The following is a 20,513-nucleotide window of genomic DNA, read 5'->3' as shown; positions in this document are numbered from 1 at the left end:
GCCGGCTCGCCGAACTAGGCGAACAGGGAGGGGAGTTCGGTGCGCGAGACGACGCCCAGCTTCGGATACGCCTTGTAGAGGTGGTAGCCGACCGTGCGGGGGCTCAGGAACAGCCGGGCGGCGATGTCCTTGTTGGACAGTCCTTCGGCGGCCAGCCGGACGATCTGCGACTCCTGGGGGGTCAGGCCCGCGGTGTCCGCGGGAGAGGGCGACGCCGGCTGACGAGCCGTCACACGTGCTCCGGTCGCGTTGAGTTCGCTGCGGGCCCGGTCGGCCCAGGGGCGGGCGCCGAGGCGCTCGAAGGCGTCGAGCGCGGTGCGCAGCCGGTCGCGGGCCTCGGTCTTGCGGCGCGCCCGGCGGAGCCACTCGCCGTACAGCAGCTCAGTGCGGGCCGACTCCATCGCGCGCCGGTGCGGCTCGTGCGCGGCCAGCGCGGCGGCGTAGTGCCGCTCGGCGCGCTCGTCGGGCGCGCGCAGCGCCAGGCAGCGTTCGACCAGCGCCCGCGCCCAGCCCTGGCCGCAGCGCTCCGCCCAGTCGCGGAAGCGGGCGAACGCCTCGTCGGCGCGCCCGGGTTCGCCGATCCTGACCGCGGCCTCCACCAGGTCCGGGACGCTTCGGGTGGCGCTGATGTGGTGCCGTACGGTCGGCTCTCCGAGCAGCAGCAGCCGGTCCAGGGCGGAGCGGGCGCGCCCCAGGCCGAGGTCGAGCAGGCCCTGCGACCAGTACGCCCAGGGAGCGCCGGGGGCCATCGCCGCGCCGGAGCCGCCGCCGAGCGCCAGGTCGACATGGCGCCGGCACTCCTCCTGCGCGCCGCGCACCGCCGCGACATGCGCCAACGCGCTGCTCAACTGGCTGACCCACTGGCCCTGTCCGGTGTCGCGGGAGAGCCGCAGCCCCTCGGTGGCGGTGCGGTACGCCGCGTCGTAGCGGGAGTCGAAGATCTCCGTCTCGGCCCGGAAGAACATGATCGTGGCCAGCCGTCCGACGCCGCCGCTCTCGCGGCTCTCGGCGGCGAGCGCGGTGGTCAGCTCGTGTGCGTCCGCGTCCTGGCCGAGGGTCAGGCCGACGCCGCAGAGCATGACCAGGTCGCGCGGGTCGATCCGGCCGCCGTGCGCCGCCCGCGCCGCCGCGGCCGCCGCGGCCAGGGACGGCGGCGGGGCGCCGGCCGGCCGTGCGGCCGGGGCCAGCGCGCCGGTGACGAAGTCGGCGACCGGACGGATCGGCGTGTCCGCGGGCAGGTCGAGCGCGGCGAGCCGCGCCATCGTGCCGGCCACCTCGTCCGCGCCGAGGTACCAGGCGGTGTGGGCGGCCTGCACCAGCATCCGCGCGGCCCGCGCGGGGTCCGGCGCCGCCGCGAGCGCCGCCGCGCCGGTCAGCGTCCGGTGGGCGGCGGGGAAGTCGCCCCGCCAGAACTCCGCGAGCCCGTCGACGTGCAGGATGCGGGCTCGCACGACCGCGTCGGGGCCCGCGGCCCCGCTCGCGCCGGCCCGCGTGTCGTCCCGGCGCGCGGCCCGGCGGGCGGCCTGGTCGGCGAAGTCGCGGGCGGCGCCCAGGTCGCCCGCCTCGGACGCGGACTCGGCGGCCAGTACCAGGCGTTCGATCCGCGCCTCGGGGTCCGTGCTGAGCCGGGCGGCGCGCTCGTACGCGGCCATCGCCGCCGTGTGGCCGCTGCGTTCGCGGGCGCGGCCCGCGGTGGCTTGCAAGGCGGCGGCGACCGCCTCGTCGGGGCCGGTGGCGGCGGCGGCCAGGTGCCAGGCCCGGTGGTCGGGGTCCCGCACCGGGTCGGCCGCCGCGGCGAGCGCCCGGTGCACCGCCAACCGGTCGGGCAGCGGCGCGCGTTGGTAGACCGCGGCGCGCACCAGCGGATGCCGGAAGTGCAGCCTGTCCTCCACGTGGTCGACGAAGACCAGCCCGGCGTTCTGGGCGGGCGTCAGATCCTCCACACCGACGCCGAGTTCGGTGGCGGCGCGCAGGAGCGTGTCCGCGTCGCCGCTGTGGTCGGCGGCCGCCATCAGCAGCAACGTCTGCGTCCTGGCGGGCAGTCGGCTCACCTGCCCGTGGAAGGCCAGCTGCAGCCGGCTGGTCAGCGGCAGCGCCGCGAAGCCTGCTGGCGCCGCGCGCCCTTCGCCGCGCAGGCCCAGCGGCAGTTCGCGCAGGGCGAGCGGGTTGCCCTGGGCCTCGGCGAGCACCTGGGCGCCGGCCGGGGCGGCCGGCGGCGTGCCGCGCTCCGCCAGCAGCGCCGCCGACGCGGCGCCGTCCAGCGGGCCGAGCCGCAGCTCCGGCAGCCCGGTCGCGGGAAACGCGCCCTCGCCGTCCCGTACCGCGAAGAGCATCACGACGCCCTCGGCGTCCAGCCGGCGGGCCGCGAACGCCAGGGCGTCGGCGGAGGCCCGGTCGAGCCACTGCGCGTCGTCCACGACGCACAGCAGCGGCCCGTCACCCGCGTGCTCGGACAGCAGCGAGAGCACCGCGAGCCCGACGAACATCGGCTCCCCCGCGCCCCCCGTGCCGCCGGGGCCCGTGCCGCCCGATCCGTCGCCGCGCGCGCCCAGGGGGCCGTCCGCCGCCAGCCCGAACGCGGCCTCCAGCGCCCGCCGTTGCGGCGGCGGCAGCGCGGCGGCCGAGCCCATCGCCCGGCGCAGCAGCAACTGCAACCCGGCATAGGGCAGTTCCGCCTCGAACTCGATGCCCTGGCCGCGCACCACGGTCATCGTGCAGGCGGCGCCCGCCGCGTACTCCAGCAGCGCCGACTTGCCGATCCCGGCGTCACCGCGCAGCACCAGCACACCGCTGCGGCCCTCGCGTGCGCCGTCGAGCAGCGCGTCGAGCGCGGCCGCCTCCCCGTCCCGTCCGTGCAGCATGCCGGGCACGCTAGTGCTCCGGCCGGAAATGTTCACTGGTTCGCGGCGCCCGGCACGGCACCTCGCGGCGTTGTCGGAGTCGCCCGGGTACGCCCAGTACGAGGACGATCCTGCGCGTGGCGACGCACCGCACCGGACACCGCGAACCAGGCAGGCATTTCCGGCCAGAGCACTAGCCGATCGCCCGTCCGGGGCCGGACGGATGTGCGGCCCCCGGGCGCGCCCCCCGGTCCTGCCCGGCGCCGAGCGCGTGGCGGATCGCCGTCTCGACGGGGGAGTGGTCGCCGTCGGCCCGGTCGAGCAGATACGGCGCCGTCGGGTAGAGCGGCGGCTGCGCCATGAACCGCGGGCGCGTCCCGTGGTGCGGCTGGGCGGCGTGCACGAGGAAGGGGTGGCACAGGTAGACGTCGCCGGGGCGTCCGGTGGCGAGCGCCTGCGGGCGGTGCGCGCTCACCGCGTCCAGCTCCTTCGCCAGCGCCAGGATCGACGCGCCGTCCTCGCCGTACCGGGCCAGCACCGGCGGCACATCCAGGTGGGAGCCGGCCCTGATCCTGGTCGGCGCGTCCTGCTCGCCGACCTCGGTGAAGAGGAACAGCATCAGCAACGCACGGTCCCGGGAGCGGACGTTGGCGAAGTACCAGCTCTCGCCGTCGGGCAGATAGCTGCCCTCGATGTGCCAGCCCGCGTCGTCCGGCTCCTCCTCGTGCGGGAAACGCAACGGGAACGACCCCAGCGAGGTGCGCGGCGCCCAGCGGCCCGGCCCGACCAGCCGGTCGAACGCGGCATGCAGAACAGGGGTGTTGGCGGCCTCGGCGAACGGCGGCTGCGCCATGTCGAAGACCCAGTGCACCGGCTTCGTCCAGGTCGCCGGCGTGTGCGGGTCGCAGCCGGTCCGCTCCCAGAGCAGGGCGGCGCACCGCTCGGCGGTCGACGCCGGGAAGGCGCCGTCGAGCTTCACGTACCCGTCCCGCAGGAAGCGCTGCTCCAACGCGTCGTCGTCCACCTGCCGATCATCACGCGGGGCCGCGCGCGGGCGCCAACGCTTTTTCCCGGCGCGGCGGTTCAGCCCTGCTCGGGCAGGGTGCCGTGGATCTGCCGGAGGAAGCTCGCGTTGTCCGGGGTGTGCCGGATCCGGTCGAGCAGGGTCTCCAGGCCGCCCTGCGCGTCCCTGCCGTGCAGGGCGCGGCGCAGCCCGCGGACCGTCTGCAGCTGCGAGGCCGGCAGCAGCAGCTCCTCGCGCCGCGTGCCGGAGGAGGTGACGTCGACGGCGGGGAAGATCCGCCGCTCGGCGAGCGACCGGTCCAGGTGCAGCTCCATGTTGCCGGTGCCCTTCAGCTCCTCGTAGTAGAAGGTGTCCGCGCGCGAGCCGGTGTCGACCAGGGCGGTGGCCAGGATGGTCAGCGAACCGCCCTCCTCGGCCAGCCGGGCGGCGCCGAACAGCCGCTTGGGGCCCAGCAGCGCGGCGGCGTCCACGCCGCCGGACAGGGTACGGCCGCCGCTCGCGGCCACGGCGTTGTGCGCCCGGCACAGCCGGGTCAGCGAGTCCAGCAGGATCACCACGTCCTGGCCCTGCTCCACGAGGCGCTTGGCCCGCTCCACGGCCAGCTCGGCGACCGCGATGTGCTGCTTGGCGGGCTGGTCGAAGGTGGAGGAGATCACCTGGCCGCGGACGCTCCTGCGCATCTCGGTGACCTCCTCGGGGCGCTCGTCCAGGAGCAGCACCATCAGCAGGCACTCGGGGTGGTTGTCGGCGACGGCGGCGGCGATGCTCTGCAGCAGCACGGTCTTGCCGGCCTTGGGCGGCGCGACGATCAGGCCGCGCTGGCCCTTGCCGACCGGGGACATCAGGTCCATCAGCCGGCCGGCCACCGCGCCGGAGCCCTTGAGCGCCGCGCTCTCCAGCTGCAGCCGCTCGCGCGGGTGGAGCGGGGTCAGGTCACCGAAGTGCCGCCGGTCGCGGGCGGGAGGCCGCCCGCCGACGAGCCGCACCTCCCCGAGCACGCCGGGCCGCTGCCCGGCCGTGCCCTCCACCAGGTCGCCCCTGCGCAGTCCCGCCTTGCGGATCTGTGCCTGGGAGACCTGGACGTCGTCGGGTCCCGGGAGGAGGCCCGGTCCCCTGAGGTGGCCGTTGCCGCCCCGGTCGATGTCGAGTACGCCGGTGATCCGCTGCGGCAACTCCTGCCGGGCAGCGGGGCGTTCGAGAATGTCGGTCATGTGCGGGTCGTCCTTTCGCGGACGGAGGAAGTCGTGGGTGGCGCGGGGTGGGGATGGCGGCGCGAGCGGTCACGTCACGCTCCGCGAGCCGCGGAAGCCTCCACCGGCGGTGGCCGGTCCACGAGGGTCAGGTCCTGTGTCGGACCGCCTGCGAGGGGTCGCCGCGAAAACCGGTGGCGGCGCGGAATCGGCCGGTACGACGAGGATGGCTCGTACGAGGAAGCCGGAACGCGCCCGGCGCGGAGGCCGGAGAGGAGATGGTGCGGAAGGCCGGGTGTTCAGTGCCCGAACCGGAGGGACAGGTGCCACAGAAGTGCACGGACTATGAGTCCCTCATGCTGAGGATAGCACGGCTGCCGGGCTCCCGGCACCGGGTTCCTGGCACCGGTCGGCGGTCGGCGGTCGGCTCACTCCACGTCCACGCCGTGGTCCCTGAGCAGGTCCTCCAGCGCGTTCTGGCCGCCGTACCCCCTGCCGCCGGGGACGAAGTCCCAGTCGCCGCCGGAGCGGCGGCGGAAGGAGCCGAGGACCAGCGCGGTCTCGCCCGGCCGCCCGTCGGACACCTCCAGCCGGCCGGCCTCCGCACCGGAGGAGTCGGTCAGCCGGATGCGGGCACCGGTGAAGCCCGCGAGGTCCGCGTGCGGGTCCGCCGCCGGGTCGACGGCGGCGACGAGCACCAGCCGGTCCGCCGCCGCGGGCAGCCGGTCGAAGGCCACCCACACCGCGGCCTTGTCCTCGCCGAGGCCCGGCGTCATCCGCACGGCGCCGTCCGCGGTGCACGGGTTGTTGTAGAAGACGAAGTGCGCGTCGCTGAGCGCGGCGCCGCCCCGGCACACCAGCGCGCACACGTCCAGCCGCACCGGACCGTCCCACCACATGCCCAGCACGCTGGCTTCCGGGTCGTCCAGGACGTCCGGCCCGGCGCCGCGCCGGCCGCTGTCGCCGCTGGCGCCACCGTCGCCGCCGGCCGCGCCGGGGTCGGAGCCGCCTGGATCGCCGGAGCCGGCGCGGCCGGCGGCGGGCGCCGGGCCGAGCCGCCCGGTGAGGCCGTGCTGGTGCAACAGCTCGACGAGTTCGGTGCCGGACACCAGCGTCAGCGGCTTGCCGTGCGCGAAGGTGTGGGAGGTCGGCCCGAAGCCCGAAGTGGTGATCAGCACGCCCTTGTTGGCGCCGACGCTCTGCACGGTGCCGTACAGGTCGCGTACCGCGCTGGGCGACACGGTGTTGCGGTACCGCTTGACCTGCACGACGATCGTGCCACCGCGTATCGGGTCCGGGTCCAGGGCGTCCACGTCCACCCCGCCGTCGCCGGAGCGGACCGTGGTGACCGCCTGCATGCCCATCGCCCGGAAGAGTTCGGCGACCAGCTCCTCGAACTCCAGCGGGTCCATGGCCAGCAGATCGGGCTCCGCCCCGCCGCCGTGCGAGACGGCCGCGCGCCCCGCGGTGCCGGGCAGCCGCACCGCGGTGACGGCGGCACGCTTGTCGGGCCGCGCCGACAGCTGACCGCCGAGCCCCTCGACCAGGCAGTCCACCGGGTCCACCCGGGACAGGTTGACGGCCGTGAAGTCGGCTCGGGAGACCAGCACCGTCGCCAGGGACACCGGCGAACGATGGCCGGTCGCCGGGTCGGTGGCGTCCGCGAAACCGGTGAGCGCGACCGAGTCCAGCAGGCCGGAGGAGTCCGCCGCGAACACCTCGCGCAGCACCAGCAGCATCAGCTGCGCCAGCACGTCGCGGTAGGCGGCCCGGCGCTCGGTGACCGGCCGGGCGACCTCCTTCTCCCGGTCCTGGCCCGGCAGATAGCGGATCGCGGAGACCTCGGGCACCACCGAGAACGGCGGCAGCTCCCAACTGAGCAGCAGCCGCCGCTCGGGCGGCTGGAAGGACGCGGAGACCTGCCGGGGCAACCCCTCGGGGAAGACCGTGGCGGCGTAGAGCGCTGCGGTCAGATACTCCTCGACCGCGCTCGGTTCGCCCCGCCCGAGCCCGTCGAGCCAGGCGCGCACGGCGTCGTTGTGCCGCCGTATCTCCGCCAGACGCTGGTCCGCCCACTGCCGGTACTGCCGCTCGTAGCCGGCCAGTTGCTGCCGGCGCTGCGCCTCGGCGGCCTGCGCCGCCACCAGATCCGTCTCGAACTGGGCGCGCGCCGCCGCCTCCTGGGCCCGGCGGCCGCCCCAACCGGTGTGCTGCTGCGGCACGTACGCCTCAAGACGCGGCATCGGTACGGGCTCGGCGAGCCGGCCGGGAGCGAACGGCGGCAGCGCCTCGGCGGTCGTCAGCGCGGCCGGGGAGAAGGCGGGCGCGGCGCAGCCGGCCCGCAGCAGGCCGCGCAACTCCGCCATCCTGGCGTCGAGTTCGCCGGTGCGCCGGGCCACGTCGGCCTCCCGGCCGCTGCGGTACGCCGCCTGCTGCTCGCGGCGGCTGCGCGCCTGCGCCCGCTCCATGGCGCGCTGCTGCCGCTCCGCCTCCCGCTGCGCCTGCGCCCTGGCCCGGCGCTGCGCCTCCGTCTGCCGCTGCTGCTGACGCTGGATCTCGGCCCACGCGGACACCAGTCCGGGCGAACGACGGCTCATGCGGAAACGGCTTCCTCTCGGTGTGCGCCAGGGTGCGCGGGCAGCGTCGACTGCCGGTCCACCGACCCTAACCCGGCGCTCCCGCGCATGTCAGGGCTTCGCACCGGCGCGACGCCGCAGCACCAGCACCGACGCCGCGGCCACCGCCGCGAGGCCGCCGCCGACGTACCACGCGGTGGGTGAGGCGGCGGTGGAGCGCGCGGCGACCGGCGTCCCGGCCGCCGCCGCGGCCGGCTTCTGCGCGGGCCCGGAGGGGAGCCGGGCGCGGGCCGGCGCGGCCTGGAAGTCCGACGGGCGCGGCGCCGCGTTGAGGGTGCCGACCGACGTGGTGCGGCCGGCCGCCGCGAAGCCCCAGTCGAGCAGCTTCGCCGCCTCGGAGTAGACCGCCTGCGGCACCCCCGACTGCGGGTTCATCACCGTGACGAGCATCGTGCGGGAGCCCCGCCGGGCCGCGGCGACCAGGGTGTTCCCCGCGTTGGTGGTGTAGCCGTTCTTCACCCCGATGATCCCCGGGTACGGGGTCACGCCGTTCGCGCCGGACAGCAGCCGGTTGGTGTTCTGGATGCCGAAGGAGGTCACGTAGCTGCCGTGCGCGTCGAAACCGCCGGGGAACAGCGAGGTCCTGGTGGAGCAGTACTCCGCGAAGTCCCGGTTCTGCAGGCCGGTGCGGCCGAAGACGGCCAGGTCGTACGCCGAACTCACCTGGCCCGGCTGGTCGTAGCCGTCCGGTGAGACGACGTGCGTGTCGTTCGCGCCGAGCATCTTCGCCTTCGCCTGCATCTGCTGGACGGTCTGCTCGACCGAACCGTTCAGATGCGCCAGCACGTGCACCGCGTCGTTGCCCGACGCCAGGAAGACGCCGCGCCACAGGTCGGCGACCGTGTACGTCTGGCCCGCCTGCACCCCGACCATGCTGCTGCCCGCGCCGATGCCCTCCAGATCCGCGTCGGTCACCTTGTGCGACAGCTCCCGCGGCAGCCGCGGCAGCACGGTGTCGGCGAAGAGCGTCTTCAGCGTGGACGCCGGCGGCAGCTGCTTGTGCGCGTCCTTCGCGGCGAGGACCTGGCCGGTCGTGGCGTCGGACACCGTCCAGGACAGGGCGGAGATCCCCGACGGCAGCGCCGGCGCGCCGTCGTGCGGCAGCACGTGCACGCCGGGCTCGGCGAGCAGCGTGCCGGCGGCGCCGGAGGAGTCCGCGGCGGTGTGCACGGTGCCCGTGCCCGTGTCCGTGCCGGAGCGGGAGGAGCCGGAGGAGCCGGGCGAGGTCGACGAGCCGTGCGCGTCGGCCGCGGCCGCGGCGGTGCCCGCCAGCGCGGGCAGCAGCGGCAGGGCGCACAGGCAGCACGCGGCGGCGATCGAGGCGGCGGTCGACGCGGCGGTCCGGCGCCGGGCGGGGCCGCCCTGCGCGGCCGTGTGGTGCGGGAGGCGTGAGGCTGTCATGCCGTCACCGTAAAAACGACCTCCGCGGTCGTGCGCGGCGGCGGACGCCATCCGGATGAGGGGTGCGCCGGCGCAAGCGGACGCGCCGTCACATCCGGCGCAATTTCCTCTACGTGAGGGGACGTCCGCCCGGTGGGGCGGGCACGTCAGCGTTTGGCCCTTCGGGCCGGTGGCGACGTGCAGCACTCGTGGTGGCTGGTCGCGCCGTTCCTCGCGCCCCTGAAAAGCCTGGGCCGGGCCCGGTCTGCGGTGGGCATTGCGGCTGATCGGGGGGGAACTGCGCGGGCGACCGGCCGCCGGTCGGTGGTCCGGTCTGCGACCGCAATTGCCCCTTGGGGGTGGTGGCGACGTGCAGCCGTCGTGGTGGCTGGTCGCGCCGTTCCCCGCGCCCCTGAAAACCCGGGCTGCGCCCGGAATGCGGTGGGCGTTGCGTGTTGCCAGGGCGCGGGCGCGCGCAGTCACCCGCCGGCCGGTGGTCCGGCCATCGTCGCGGGGGGGGGGCGGGTCAGGCGCGGAGGGTGGCGAGGAGACGGTAGGAGTGGAGCAGAGCCGCAGGCTCGTACGTGCTGGTGGTGACGAGGAACTCGTCGGCCGCGCTGCGGGCGAGGAGGGACTCGAGCGCCTTGGACACGTCCTCCGGCGTGCCGTGGAGGTGGCCGGTCATGGCCTCCTCGAAGCGGTCCCGCTCCACGGGGCTCATCGCCCGTGCGGCGACCGCCTCGGGCGGGGCGAGCGGCGGGAAGACGCCGTGGGTGCGCGACCAGGCCGCCGACCACGCCTCGGAGACCAGCAGGCGGCGCGCCTGCTCGCCGTCGTCGGCGACGGCGACCGTGCCGGAGAGCACCACGTAGGGCTCCGCGGCCCACTGCGACGGCCGGAAGGCCGCCCGGTAGCGGTCCACCGCGCGCAGCATCGCGTCCTCGCCGCGGACCCCGCCGATGACGAGCGGCAGGCCGTGCGCCGCGGCGAGGTCCGCCCCGCTGCCGGTGGCCAGCACGAACGGTGCGGGCCGCAGTCCCTCCGCGGGCCACGCGTGCACCTGGGGGTGGACCCGCTGGGTGGCGGTGAAGTAGCCGAGGAGTTCGGTGAGGAGGCCGTCGAAGTCCTCGGCGTCCTCCTTGCCGTGGCCGAGCGCCTTGCGGATGCCGCCGGTGAAGCCGACGGAGCGGCCGAGCCCCATGTCGATCCGGCCCGGATACAGGGACTCCAGCACGCCGAACTGCTCGGCGACGACCAGCGGCCGGTGGTTGGGCAGCATCACCCCGCCGGTGCCGACGCGGATGCGGTGCGTGGCCGCGGCGACCGCAGCGGCCAGCACCGTGGGCGCCGAGCCCGCCACGCCGGGCACGCTGTGGTGCTCGGACACCCAGAAGCGCTGGTAGCCGAGGTCCTCCACCTGCCGGGCGAACGCCACCGTGTCCCGCAGCGCCCTCGCCATGTCCTGCCCCTCGCGGGTACGGGACCTGTCGAGCACGGAGAACGGGGTGTCGCGCAGCACGGAACTCACGTAGGTGTCAACGCCCACCGCGGCGCGTCATTCCCGCGGGGGCGGCTCCCCGCCCGGCATGTGCGCCCTTGTCGGCGGGCGGGGAGGGGCCTATCTTGGCCCCGCCCGGCCGCACGGCGGCCCAGGTCCAGGAGAGGACTCGCGCCATGCCCTTACGCGGACGTCACCGTCGCTACCGTCCGAGCCGGGTCTCCCAGGCCTCGCTGACCGTCACCGCGAGCGGGGCCGGGCTGGCCCTGCCGCTCATCGGCCTCAGCAGCGCCCACGCGGCGACGACGGGGGTGTGGGACAAGGTCGCCAACTGCGAGTCGTCCGGCGACTGGCACATCAACACCGGCAACGGCTACTACGGCGGACTGCAGTTCGCGGCCAGCACCTGGAAGTCCTTCGGCGGGCTGTCCTACGCGCCGCGTGCCGACCTGGCGACCAGGAACCAGCAGATCGCGGTGGCCGAGGCGGTACTGCGCAGCCAGGGTCCCGGCGCCTGGCCGGTCTGCTCGGTGCGGGGCGGCCTCAGCCCGGAGGCGGCCACCACCTCGCACACCGTGCACATGCCGCCCGCCAGGATCCGGCAGGCGAGCACCCACCACAGCACGCCGCAGGCCAAGCCGGCAGCCGCCGCGCACCCGGCGGCCGCGCACCCGGCGACGGCCCGCCCGGCGGCCGCGCGTGCCGCGGCCGCGGGCAAGGACCGCTACACCGTCGTCAGCGGCGACACGCTCTCCGGAATCGCCGAGGACCACGAGGTGGCGGGCGGCTGGCCGCAGCTCTACCGGGACAACCGCACGGTCGTCGGCGGCGACCCCGACCTCATCCTGCCCGGTCAGCGGCTCGCGCTCGACGCTCCCGCGACCAGGACCGCGCCCAGGACGACCCCCAAGCCCGCCCCCAGGCAGGCGCCGAAGGCGGCTCCCCGCACGACGCCCAAGGCCACGCCGAAGCCCGCGGCCAAGCCGGGCGGCACCCGCACCCTGGAGCGGCACACCAAGCCCGCGCCCACCCCGGTGCGTACCGGATACACGCTTCCCGTCGAGCACGCGCCCATCGGGACGCCGTACCGTGCCTCCGGCAGCAGCTGGGCCAGCGGCTACCACACCGGCGTGGACTTCCTGGTCTCCACCGGCACCGCCGTCCACGCGGTCGCCGCGGGCACCGTCGTGACCGCGGGCTGGGGCGGCTCGTACGGCTACCAGGTGGTGATCCGGCACGCCGACGGCCACTTCAGCCAGTACGGGCACCTCTCGCAGATCTCGGTGAAGGCCGGTCAGCACGTCAACGAGGGCCAGCGGATCGCCCGTTCGGGCGCGACCGGCAACGCCACCGGGCCGCACCTGCACTTCGAGATCAGGACCGGACCGGTCTACGGCGACGACGTCGACCCGCTGCGCTACCTGCGCGCCCACGGCGTCTCCGTCTGACGCCTGACGCCTGACGTCCGACGACCCCCCCGGCGGCCGGGATCGTGTGCCGGCCGCCGGGCGCACCGCTACGGTCGCTGCGCCGGCACGTTGTCGTGCACCCGCTTGGGGTCGGTGGCGGCCACGGGCGCCAGCGCGTCCTCGATCCTGGCCAGCAGGTCCGCGTCCAGCCGCACGCCGGCCGCCTTGACGTTCTCGGTGACCTGCTCGGGGCGCGAGGCGCCGACGATCGCCGCCGAGACGTTGGGGTTCTGCAGCACCCAGGCGACCGCCAGCTGCGCCATGCTCAGCCCGGCGTCCGCGGCCACCGGCTGCAGCAGCTGCACGCGCTCCAGCACCTCGTCGCTCATCCAGCGGCTGATCATGCCCGCGCCGCCCTTGTCGTCGGTCGCGCGCGAACCGGCCGGCGGCTGCTCGCCCGGCAGGTACTTGCCGGTGAGCACGCCCTGCGCGACCGGGGAGAAGACCACCTGGCCCAGACCCAGCTCCTCGCAGGCCGGGACGACCTCGCCCTCGATGACCCGCCACAGCGCCGAGTACTGCGGCTGGTTCGAGACCAGCGGGATGTGCAGCTCGCGGGCGAGCGCGTGGGCCCGGCGGATCTGGTCCGCGGTCCACTCCGAGACACCGATGTAGTGGGCCTTGCCGGAGTGCACGACGTCGGCGAACGCCTCCATCGTCTCCTCGAGCGGCGTGAACCGGTCGAAGCGGTGCGCCTGGTAGAGGTCGACGTGGTCGGTCTGCAGCCGTCGCAGCGAGTTGTCGATGGATTCCATGATGTGCTTGCGGGACAGGCCGCGGTCGTTGCGGCCGGGACCGGTCGGCCAGTAGACCTTGGTGAAGATCTCCAGGCCCTCGCGGCGCTCGCCCTTCAGCGCCCGGCCGAGCACCGACTCCGCGCGGGTCTGCGCGTAGACGTCCGCGGTGTCGAAGGTGGTGATCCCGGCGTCCAGCGCCGCGCGCACGCACGCGGTGGCGGCGTCCTCCTCCACCTGGGAACCGTGGGTGAGCCAGTTTCCGTAGGCGATCTCGCTGATGACCAGGCCGCTGCGGCCGAGGTGACGGTATTCCATGGTTGCCGACTCTAGATCGTGCACGCCGGCGGGTGCGGTGGTGGGGCCCGGGGTCGCGGAGGTCCCGGGGCCCGGGCCCGGCGGGACGGCCCGCCGGCCGCGCGCCCGCTGCGGTTCAGCGGGTCGCGGGGGAGGTGAGCAGGTAGGGGACGCCGCCGCGGGTCCTGTGGGTGGTCGGCTGCCAGCCGAACGCCGCGAGCAGCTCCGCGCACTTGGCCAGCGCGGCGGCCGCCGAGGACGGCTCGGTCCAGCCGACCTCCGCCAGGCCCTGGTGCGCCGAGGGCGTCACCCGGTAGCCGGGGGAGCCGGGCCGGGCCGGCGGGCACCCCGCGGCCTCCAGCGCGAGTGCCACCGCGTGCACCTGCCGGTCCCGCTCCCAGGGCGCCGGCACCCCCGTGACCCCGTCCGCCAGCACCGCCCTGATCTGCAGCAGCCCCTCCCACGCGGCGGTGACGTCCGCGGCCCGCCGGGCCTGCTGCGCCGCGGGCGGCGCCGGGTCCTTCCCGGTGCCGTCGTCGGCGCGGAAGGAGCCGGCCGCGGGCCCGGACCTCGCGCCCGGCGTGGTGCCCGGCTCGGCGGCGTCCGCCGCCGCGTCCGCCGCGCCCTCGGCCAGGGCATCGCGCAGCCGCCGCCCGTCCGCGGTCAGGTAGTAGCTGTGGTGGCCGCCGCGGCCGTGCGGCACCGCGAGCCCGGCGGCGGCCAGGGCCGAGCAGACCCGCGCGGCCGCGCTCAACCGCCCGGTCGCCGGGTCCGCCTCGCCCACCGCCCTGCGCTGAGCGGGCGAAAGCCTTCTGGTCATGCCGTGGAGCGTAACTCCCGGCACCGACAGGGCCGGTGCGCAATTGCTACGGAACGCATAAGGCAGGAACCCGGCGAAGGGGCCGTACAACCTCGGGTGTACGGTCCCGGTCTTACGCACCAGCACCCGAACGGGAGTCGCCCGGGGGCAGTTCAGCAATACGAGGAGGAATCATGAGCGGATCACGCCGGACCCGAGGAAGATCAGCCGTCATAGCCGGCGGCGCAATGGCCGCGCTGGCGACGGCCGGCGTCTTCGCGGTGCCCGCCTCCGCGCACAACAGCGTCTGGTCGGTGACCTGCAACTCGGTCTCCGTGCACCTGAAGGACTACGACAAGCAGGCCACCAACTCGGTGACGCTGCAGATCGTCGGCGGCGAGGGCGTCCTCGCCTTCAACCCGGACTTCGGCGGCTCCTACACCTACGACGAGTCGCTGCCCGCCCACGACACCCCGCTCCAGCTGCACCTGGTCGTCAAGGCCGGGGACAACGCGAAGTACAACGTGGACGAGACCAAGACCTCCCCGGTGTGCGAGAAGCCGCCGACCACGCCGCCGCCCCCCACGACGACACCGCCCACGACGGCGCCCCCGACCACCGCGCCTCCCACGACCCCGCCCACCACCGCGCCGCCGACCACGCCCACGCCGACGGCGACCACCACCGCTCCGGTGGCGGCCACCTCCTCCGCGCCGGCCTCCGGCGGGCTCGCCGACACCGGCAGCTCCAGCGCGACCCCGATGATCGCCGGCATCGCCGCGGCGGCCGTGGTCGTGGGCGCCGGAGCACTCGTGGTCGCCCGCAAGCGCCGTTCCTCCTCGCACCGCTGAGTTCCGCGGAGCCTCCGGCCACCAGGGCCGGGACCGCGCCGGCCGGCGCCGAGCAGCACGCCGGCGGCGCCGGTCCCGGCCCTGCTCCGTGACCGCTTTCCGTGACCGCTTTCCGTGACCGCGCCAGGCGGTCCGGTCCGCGGCCCCGGTTCGCAGCCACGATCCAGGCTCATTTCGTGACGCTTTCGTCGGCGGCCGAATTCCGCCGCCGGTCTTCCGGTCTTCTGATCTTCCGGTGGCGCGAATTCGGCGCGACCGGACGGTTTTCCCCTGCCGCCCCACATGTCGCCCCGTCAATACGTCCGGCCGGCGGCGCCGGCCGTCCATCGGTGGAATGCCGGACGGTGAAAACGATCATCCGGTGATCGTTTCTCCGCGCCATGCCGCCGAAGGGCCGCTCGGTGTCCGGGGCCGCGCCCATTCTGTGAAATCCCGGAGAAACCCTCGCCGCTGTCCGGTGTGTCCGACCCGCGCCCTAGGATCGTGGGATGGATCTTCGATGGCCGCGGGTGCGGCGGCCGGGGGGACGGCCTCGCTCCGGCCGCGCCCGGCTCATGCGGTGGCCGGCGGCCGTGGGCGCGCTGGCCGTACTGGTCGCGGGCGTCGTCGTGGCGGGCGCCGCGTCGGCGGCAGGCGGCGGGGGAGCGGTCCACCGCAGCGACGCCATGCTCACGGGCGCGGGCGGTGTGCGCCTGGACACCTCGTACTTCACCGCGGGCGGCTCCGGCCGCAGGCCCGCCGTGCTGCTCGGCCACGGCTTCGGCGGCAGCAAGGACGACGTGCGCGGCCAGGCGGAGTCCCTCGCCCGGCACGGCTACGCGGTGCTGACCTGGTCGGCACGCGGTTTCGGCCGCTCCGGCGGCCTCATCGGGCTCAACGCGCGGGACGGCGAGGTCGCCGACGTCAGCCGGCTCGTCGACTGGCTGGCCGCGCGGCCCGAGGTGCGGCTCGACGCCCCGGGCGACCCCCGGGTCGGCGTCACCGGGGTGTCGTACGGCGGCGCGGTCTCACTGCTCGCCGCCGGCTACGACCGCCGCATCGACGCGATCGCGCCCCGCGAGACGTACTGGAACCTCGCCGACGCGCTGTTCCCCGACGACGTCTACAAGAAGCTCTGGTCCGGGATCTTCTTCTCCACCGGCTCGGTGCCGCTGGAGAGCGCGGCCGCCGCACAGCCGGGAACCACCGCGCGGCCGGGCGCCACCGCGCCGTCCGGAACCGCCGCGCCATCGGGAACCGCCGCGCGGCCCGAAGGCACCGTGGCGGCCGGCGGCCAGGACTGCGGGCGGTTCGCCCCCGGCGTCTGCGCGCTCTACCAGCGCGTCGCCCAGTCCGGCCGGCCCGACGCGGCGGCCAGGGTGCGGTTGACCGCACTCAGCCCGGCCGCCGTCGCCTCGCGGATCAAGGTGCCCGCGCTGATCGTGCAGGGCCAGAGCGACTCGCTCTTCACCCTCGCCCAGTCCGACGCGATGGCCAAGGCGCTCCGCGCCAACGGCGCGCCCGTGGCGGTGGACTGGATCGCCGGCGGCCACGACGGCGGCGACACCGAGGACGCCAGGATCGACCGCCGGGTCACCACCTGGTTCGACCGCTATCTGAAGGGCGGCACCGGTGTCGGTACCGGCCCGGCCTTCCGGGTGACGCGCACCGGCGGGCTGAACTCCACCGACGGCAGCGTCGTGCTGCGCGGCGCGAGCGGCGACGGCTACCCGGGGCTGGCCGGCGCGCGCAGCCGCGATCTCGCGCTGACCGGCTCACGGCAGCGGATCGCCAACCCGGCGGGCGGCGCGCCGCCCGCCATCTCCTCGGTGCCGGGGCTGGGCGCGCTGAGCGGCCTGTCCTCGCTCGGTGCGAGCCTGTCCGTCGACTTCCCCGGGCAGTCCGCCCGCTTCGAGTCGGCGGCGCTGCGCGGCGCCGTCACCGTCACCGGCGCCCCCTCGGTGGACGTGCGGGTGGCCACCGCGGCGCCGGACGCCGTGCTCTTCGCCAAGCTGTACGACGTCGCGCCTGACGGCCGGCAGACGCTGCCCGCCTCGCTGGCCGCGCCGGTCCGGGTGGCCGGCGCGCCGCAGGGCCGCGTGGTGCGCGTCCGGCTGCCCGCGATCGACCACCAGTTCGCGGCAGGCCACCGGCTGGCCCTGGTGCTGGCCACCACCGACCTGGGATACGCCTCGCCCACCGCGCCCGCCGCGTACACCGTCTCGCTCGCCGGCGCCGGTGTCGCGCTGCCGACCGACCCCGGGCTGCGGGCCGACGCGGCCCCGCTGCCGTGGTGGGCGTGGGCGCTGCCGCCGTTCGCGCTGGCCGTCGCGGCCGGGCTGCTGCTCACCGGCCGCCGCCGGGTGCGGCCGCTGCCCGCCGACCCGGCGCTCGCCGCGGTGCCGCTCCAGATCAGCGGGCTGAGCAAGCGCTATGCGAAGTCCGCCGACCGCTACGCCGTGCGGGAGCTGTCCTTCCGGGTCGAACCCGGCCAGGTGCTGGGCCTGCTCGGGCCGAACGGCGCGGGCAAGACGACCACGCTGCGGATGCTGATGGGCCTGATCCGTCCCGACGAGGGCGAGATCCGGGTCTTCGGCGAGGCGGTCAGGCCCGGCGCGCCGGTGCTGTCCAGGGTCGGCGCCTTCGTGGAGGGCGCGGGCTTCCTGCCGCACCTGACCGGCCGGGCCAACCTCGACCTGTACTGGCAGGCCACCGGCCGGCCCGAGCAGGACGCGCACCTCGCCGAGGCGCTGGAGATCGCCGGGCTCGGCGACGCGCTGGAGCGCGCGGTGCGCACCTACTCGCAGGGCATGCGGCAGCGGCTGGCGATCGCGCAGGCCATGCTCGGCCTGCCCGACCTGCTGATCCTCGACGAGCCGACGAACGGCCTGGACCCGCCGCAGATCCGGGAGATGCGCGAGGTGATGATCCGTTACGCCGGGAGCGGCCGCACGGTGATCGTCTCCAGCCATCTGCTGTCCGAGGTGGAGCAGACCTGCTCGCACCTGGTGGTCATGGACCGCGGGCGGCTGGTCACCGCGGGCCCGGTCGCGGAGATCGTCGGTTCCGCGGACACCGTGCTGGTCGGCGTCGCGGGCGAGCTGCCGCAGACCCTGGTGGACAAGGTCGCGGCGCTGCCCGGGGTGGCCACCGCGGTCCGCGAGGAGGACGGGCTGCTCGCCGTGCTCGACGGCATGACCGCGCCGCAGCTGGTCGCAGAACTGGTCCGGCTGGACGTGGCGGTGGCCCAGGTGGGGCCGCACCGACGTCTCGAGGACGCCTTCCTGACCCTGATCGGAGGTCCGGCGTGACCGCCTCGTCCGCCCCGGCGCCCGTCCCCGCGCCCCCGGCCGCGCCCGCCGGCGCCGGCGGCACCGCGCCCGGCTACCGGCCGGGCCGCACCCTGCGGCTGCGCGTCGAGGCGCGCCGCCAGCTGCGCAGGCGCCGCACGATGATCGTGGCGGGGCTGCTGACCGCGCTGCCGTTCGTCCTCATGGCGGCGTTCGCGATCGGCGGCACCCCGGACGGCGGCGGGCGCAACGGCCCGACGCTGATCGACACCGCGACCGCGTCCGGTCCGAACTTCGCCGCGACGTGTCTGTTCGTCTCGGCCGGCTTCGTGCTGGTGGTGCCGGTCGCGCTGTTCTGCGGCGACACGGTGGCCTCGGAGGCGGGCTGGGCGAGCCTGCGCTACCTGCTGGCGGCGCCGGTGCCGCGGGCCCGGCTGCTGGGCGTGAAGCTCACCGTGGCGCTGGGGTTCAGCGCGGCGGCGATCGTGCTGCTGCCGGCCGTCGCGCTCGCGGCGGGCACGGTCGCCTACGGCTGGGGCGACCTCGAACTGCCCACCGGGGGCGCGCTGCCCGCCGCCAGCGCGCTGCCCCGGCTGGTCGTCGTGGTGGCGTACATCTTCGTGGGGCAGCTGGTCACCGCGGCGCTGGCGTTCTGGCTGTCGACGGTCACCGACGCGCCGCTCGGCGCGGTCGGCGGCGCGGTCGGCCTGACCATCGTCGGGAACGTGCTGGACGCGGTGACCGCGCTCGGCTCGTGGCGGGACGTGCTGCCCGCGCACTGGCAGTTCTCCTGGGCGGACGCGGTCCAGCCGACGATGGAGTGGACCGGGATGCTGCAGGGCACCTCGGTGTCGGTGTCCTACGCGGTGGTGCTCGGCGCGCTCGCGTTCCGTGGCTTCAGGACCAAGGACATCGTGTCCTGACGGGCTGTCGCGCCGATGTCCACCCCGGAGACAGTAATGTCATGTCCATGAATGGGCCAAGGTTGCGCCGTCCGGGTAAAGCACGGGGCAGCGAACGGCGCATTCCCTTGTTCTGCGGATGATCTGCATATGTGATCGCTTGCAACCGCTCTGTGCGGTCGCACAGCTCACGAGGAGATCCTCCACACAAGGAGAGTCCATGCGCAGACCTCGTCCAAGGCCGCGTGCCGTGGCCGCCGCGGCTGGGGCCACCGCCCTCACGGTCGCCGCTCTGATAGCAGCACCGTCGACGGGCGCGGCCATCGCCGCCCCCGTCCACGCGGCCCCCGCCGTCAAGGTGGTGCCGGCGGTGGCGGGGCACCACCTCGTCCACGGCGTCAGCAGCCCGCTGACCACCGCGCAGTGCCAGGCCAGGTGGGGCATCAACTGCTACACCCCGCTGCAGTACCGGCAGGCGTACGACCTCAAGCCGCTCTACCGGGCCGGGGTGACCGGCAAGGGCCGCACCATCGTGATCGTGGACTCCTTCGGCTCGCCGACGATCCAGCACGATCTCGACGTCTACAGCGCCCAGTTCGGCATCCCCAGCTCCACGGTGCAGGTGGTCAGGTGGGGTGATGTGCCGCCGTTCGACCCGACCGACCCGGACCACACCGGATGGGCGGGCGAGAGCACGCTCGACGTCGAGATGGCCCACGCCGTCGCGCCGGACGCGCACATCGTCCTGGTGGAGACCGGGGTCGCCGAGACCGAGGGCGTCACCGGCCTGCCGGAGATGATGGACGCGGAGCGGGCGCTCGTCGACCACGGGGTCGGCGACGTCATCACGCAGAGCTTCGGCGCCACCGAGAACACCTTCCCCGGCTTCGACAAGGGCGACTTCTCCAGCATCCAGAAGCTGCGGTACGCCTTCGAGGACGCGCGGCGGCACGGCGTCACGGTGCTGGCGTCCTCCGGTGACGGCGGCGCCACCGACGCGATGGCCGACGGCGTCACCGACTACCCGTACCCGGTGAACTCCTGGCCGTCCTCCGACCCGCTGGTCACCTCGATCGGCGGCACCCAGCTGCACCTGGACGACGCGGGCGACCGCACCGCCCCGGACAGCGTGTACAACGACTACGGCGCGGGCGGCGGCGGCCAGTCGCACGTCTTCGCCAGGCCGTCGTACCAGAACGGCGTGCGCGCCGTGGTCGGCGCGCGGCGCGGCACTCCGGACATCTCGATGTCCGCGGCGGTGGACGGCGGCGCCTGGGTGTACTCCAGCTTCGACCCGACGGCGGTCGGCTGGGACGTCTACGGCGGCACCAGCGAGGCGAGCCCGCTCTTCTCGGGCATCGTGGCGCTGGCCGACCAGCTCGGCGGCCACCGGGTGGGCGACATCCACAGTGCCCTGTACGCGCTCTCCAAGGGCCCGGCCCGGTTCGGCGGGATCGTGGACGTCGCCGACGGTACGAACAACTCGTACGACGGCGTCACCGGTTACGCCGCGGTGAAGGGCTACGACATGGCGACCGGAGTCGGCACTCCGGACGCGGCGCGGTTCGTCCCCGCGCTGGCCCTGACCAGCTGGGGTCGATGACCTCGCGGCGCAGGTCATGAG

General features: G+C 75.3%; 13 protein-coding genes. 5 read left to right on the top strand and 8 right to left on the bottom strand.

The features are described 5' to 3' along the window. Positions 1–14: 14 nt before the first annotated feature. The 6 genes from V2S66_RS12680 to V2S66_RS12655 all read right to left on the bottom strand — a co-directional run bounded on the left by V2S66_RS12680 (position 15) and on the right by V2S66_RS12655 (position 10,598). Positions 15–2,861, bottom strand: a complete 2,847-nt coding sequence (locus tag V2S66_RS12680; protein ID WP_330794753.1) for a helix-turn-helix transcriptional regulator — start codon at positions 2,859–2,861, stop codon at positions 15–17. A 172-nt stretch (positions 2,862–3,033) separates the two neighbouring features. Next, positions 3,034–3,864 (bottom strand): phytanoyl-CoA dioxygenase family protein, encoded by an 831-nt coding sequence (locus V2S66_RS12675; protein WP_330794752.1) that lies wholly within the window; start codon positions 3,862–3,864, stop codon positions 3,034–3,036. A gap of 59 nt (positions 3,865–3,923) precedes the next feature. Further along, complete coding sequence (gene rho, locus V2S66_RS12670) at positions 3,924–5,075, bottom strand: transcription termination factor Rho (RefSeq protein ID WP_330794751.1); 1,152 nt, start codon at positions 5,073–5,075, stop codon at positions 3,924–3,926. 407 nt (positions 5,076–5,482) lie between these two features. Beyond that, positions 5,483–7,651, bottom strand: a complete 2,169-nt coding sequence (locus tag V2S66_RS12665) for a restriction endonuclease (protein WP_330794750.1) — start codon at positions 7,649–7,651, stop codon at positions 5,483–5,485. A gap of 90 nt (positions 7,652–7,741) precedes the next feature. After that, positions 7,742–9,091 carry a D-alanyl-D-alanine carboxypeptidase family protein gene (locus V2S66_RS12660; protein WP_330794749.1) on the bottom strand — a complete coding sequence of 450 codons (1,350 nt, stop codon included), beginning with the start codon at positions 9,089–9,091 and terminating at the stop codon, positions 7,742–7,744. 505 nt (positions 9,092–9,596) lie between these two features. Beyond that, on the bottom strand, positions 9,597–10,598 hold the full coding sequence (locus V2S66_RS12655) for an LLM class flavin-dependent oxidoreductase (protein ID WP_330795046.1): 1,002 nt from the start codon (positions 10,596–10,598) through the stop codon (positions 9,597–9,599). 146 nt (positions 10,599–10,744) lie between these two features. Between V2S66_RS12655 and V2S66_RS12650 the strand changes: the two genes are divergently transcribed. After that, positions 10,745–12,016, top strand: coding sequence for a transglycosylase family protein (locus tag V2S66_RS12650; protein WP_330794748.1), 1,272 nt, complete (start codon positions 10,745–10,747; stop codon positions 12,014–12,016). Between the two features lie 68 nt (positions 12,017–12,084). Here V2S66_RS12650 and V2S66_RS12645 read toward each other — a convergent pair whose 3' ends face one another. Together V2S66_RS12645 and V2S66_RS12640 are read right to left on the bottom strand one after the other, a co-directional pair. Continuing rightward, positions 12,085–13,089, bottom strand: coding sequence for an aldo/keto reductase family protein (locus tag V2S66_RS12645; protein WP_330794747.1), 1,005 nt, complete (start codon positions 13,087–13,089; stop codon positions 12,085–12,087). A gap of 115 nt (positions 13,090–13,204) precedes the next feature. Continuing rightward, positions 13,205–13,888, bottom strand: a complete 684-nt coding sequence (locus V2S66_RS12640; RefSeq protein WP_330794746.1) for a hypothetical protein — start codon at positions 13,886–13,888, stop codon at positions 13,205–13,207. 227 nt (positions 13,889–14,115) lie between these two features. On the opposite strand from V2S66_RS12640, the gene V2S66_RS12635 reads away from it, so the two are divergent. The 4 genes from V2S66_RS12635 to V2S66_RS12620 all read left to right on the top strand — a co-directional run bounded on the left by V2S66_RS12635 (position 14,116) and on the right by V2S66_RS12620 (position 20,492). Next, positions 14,116–14,718: an LAETG motif-containing sortase-dependent surface protein gene (locus V2S66_RS12635; protein ID WP_330794745.1), complete on the top strand. Its 603-nt coding sequence runs from the start codon at positions 14,116–14,118 to the stop codon at positions 14,716–14,718. Positions 14,719–15,206: 488 nt separating this feature from the next. Continuing rightward, positions 15,207–18,008: an alpha/beta fold hydrolase gene (locus tag V2S66_RS12630; RefSeq protein WP_413966377.1), complete on the top strand. Its 2,802-nt coding sequence runs from the start codon at positions 15,207–15,209 to the stop codon at positions 18,006–18,008. Then, complete coding sequence (locus tag V2S66_RS12625) at positions 18,005–18,910, top strand: ABC transporter permease (protein WP_413966376.1); 906 nt, start codon at positions 18,005–18,007, stop codon at positions 18,908–18,910. The genes V2S66_RS12630 and V2S66_RS12625 overlap by 4 nt, the downstream gene beginning before the upstream one ends. 199 nt (positions 18,911–19,109) lie before the next feature. Continuing rightward, on the top strand, positions 19,110–20,492 hold the full coding sequence (locus tag V2S66_RS12620; RefSeq protein WP_330794744.1) for a S53 family peptidase: 1,383 nt from the start codon (positions 19,110–19,112) through the stop codon (positions 20,490–20,492). Positions 20,493–20,513 lie beyond the last annotated feature (21 nt).

This window comes from Actinacidiphila polyblastidii (assembly GCF_036353415.1).
Taxonomy (GTDB): domain Bacteria; phylum Actinomycetota; class Actinomycetes; order Streptomycetales; family Streptomycetaceae; genus Actinacidiphila; species Actinacidiphila polyblastidii.
The sequence above is the reverse complement of the archived record's forward strand: the minus strand, read 5'-3'. Positions and strand labels throughout refer to the sequence as shown.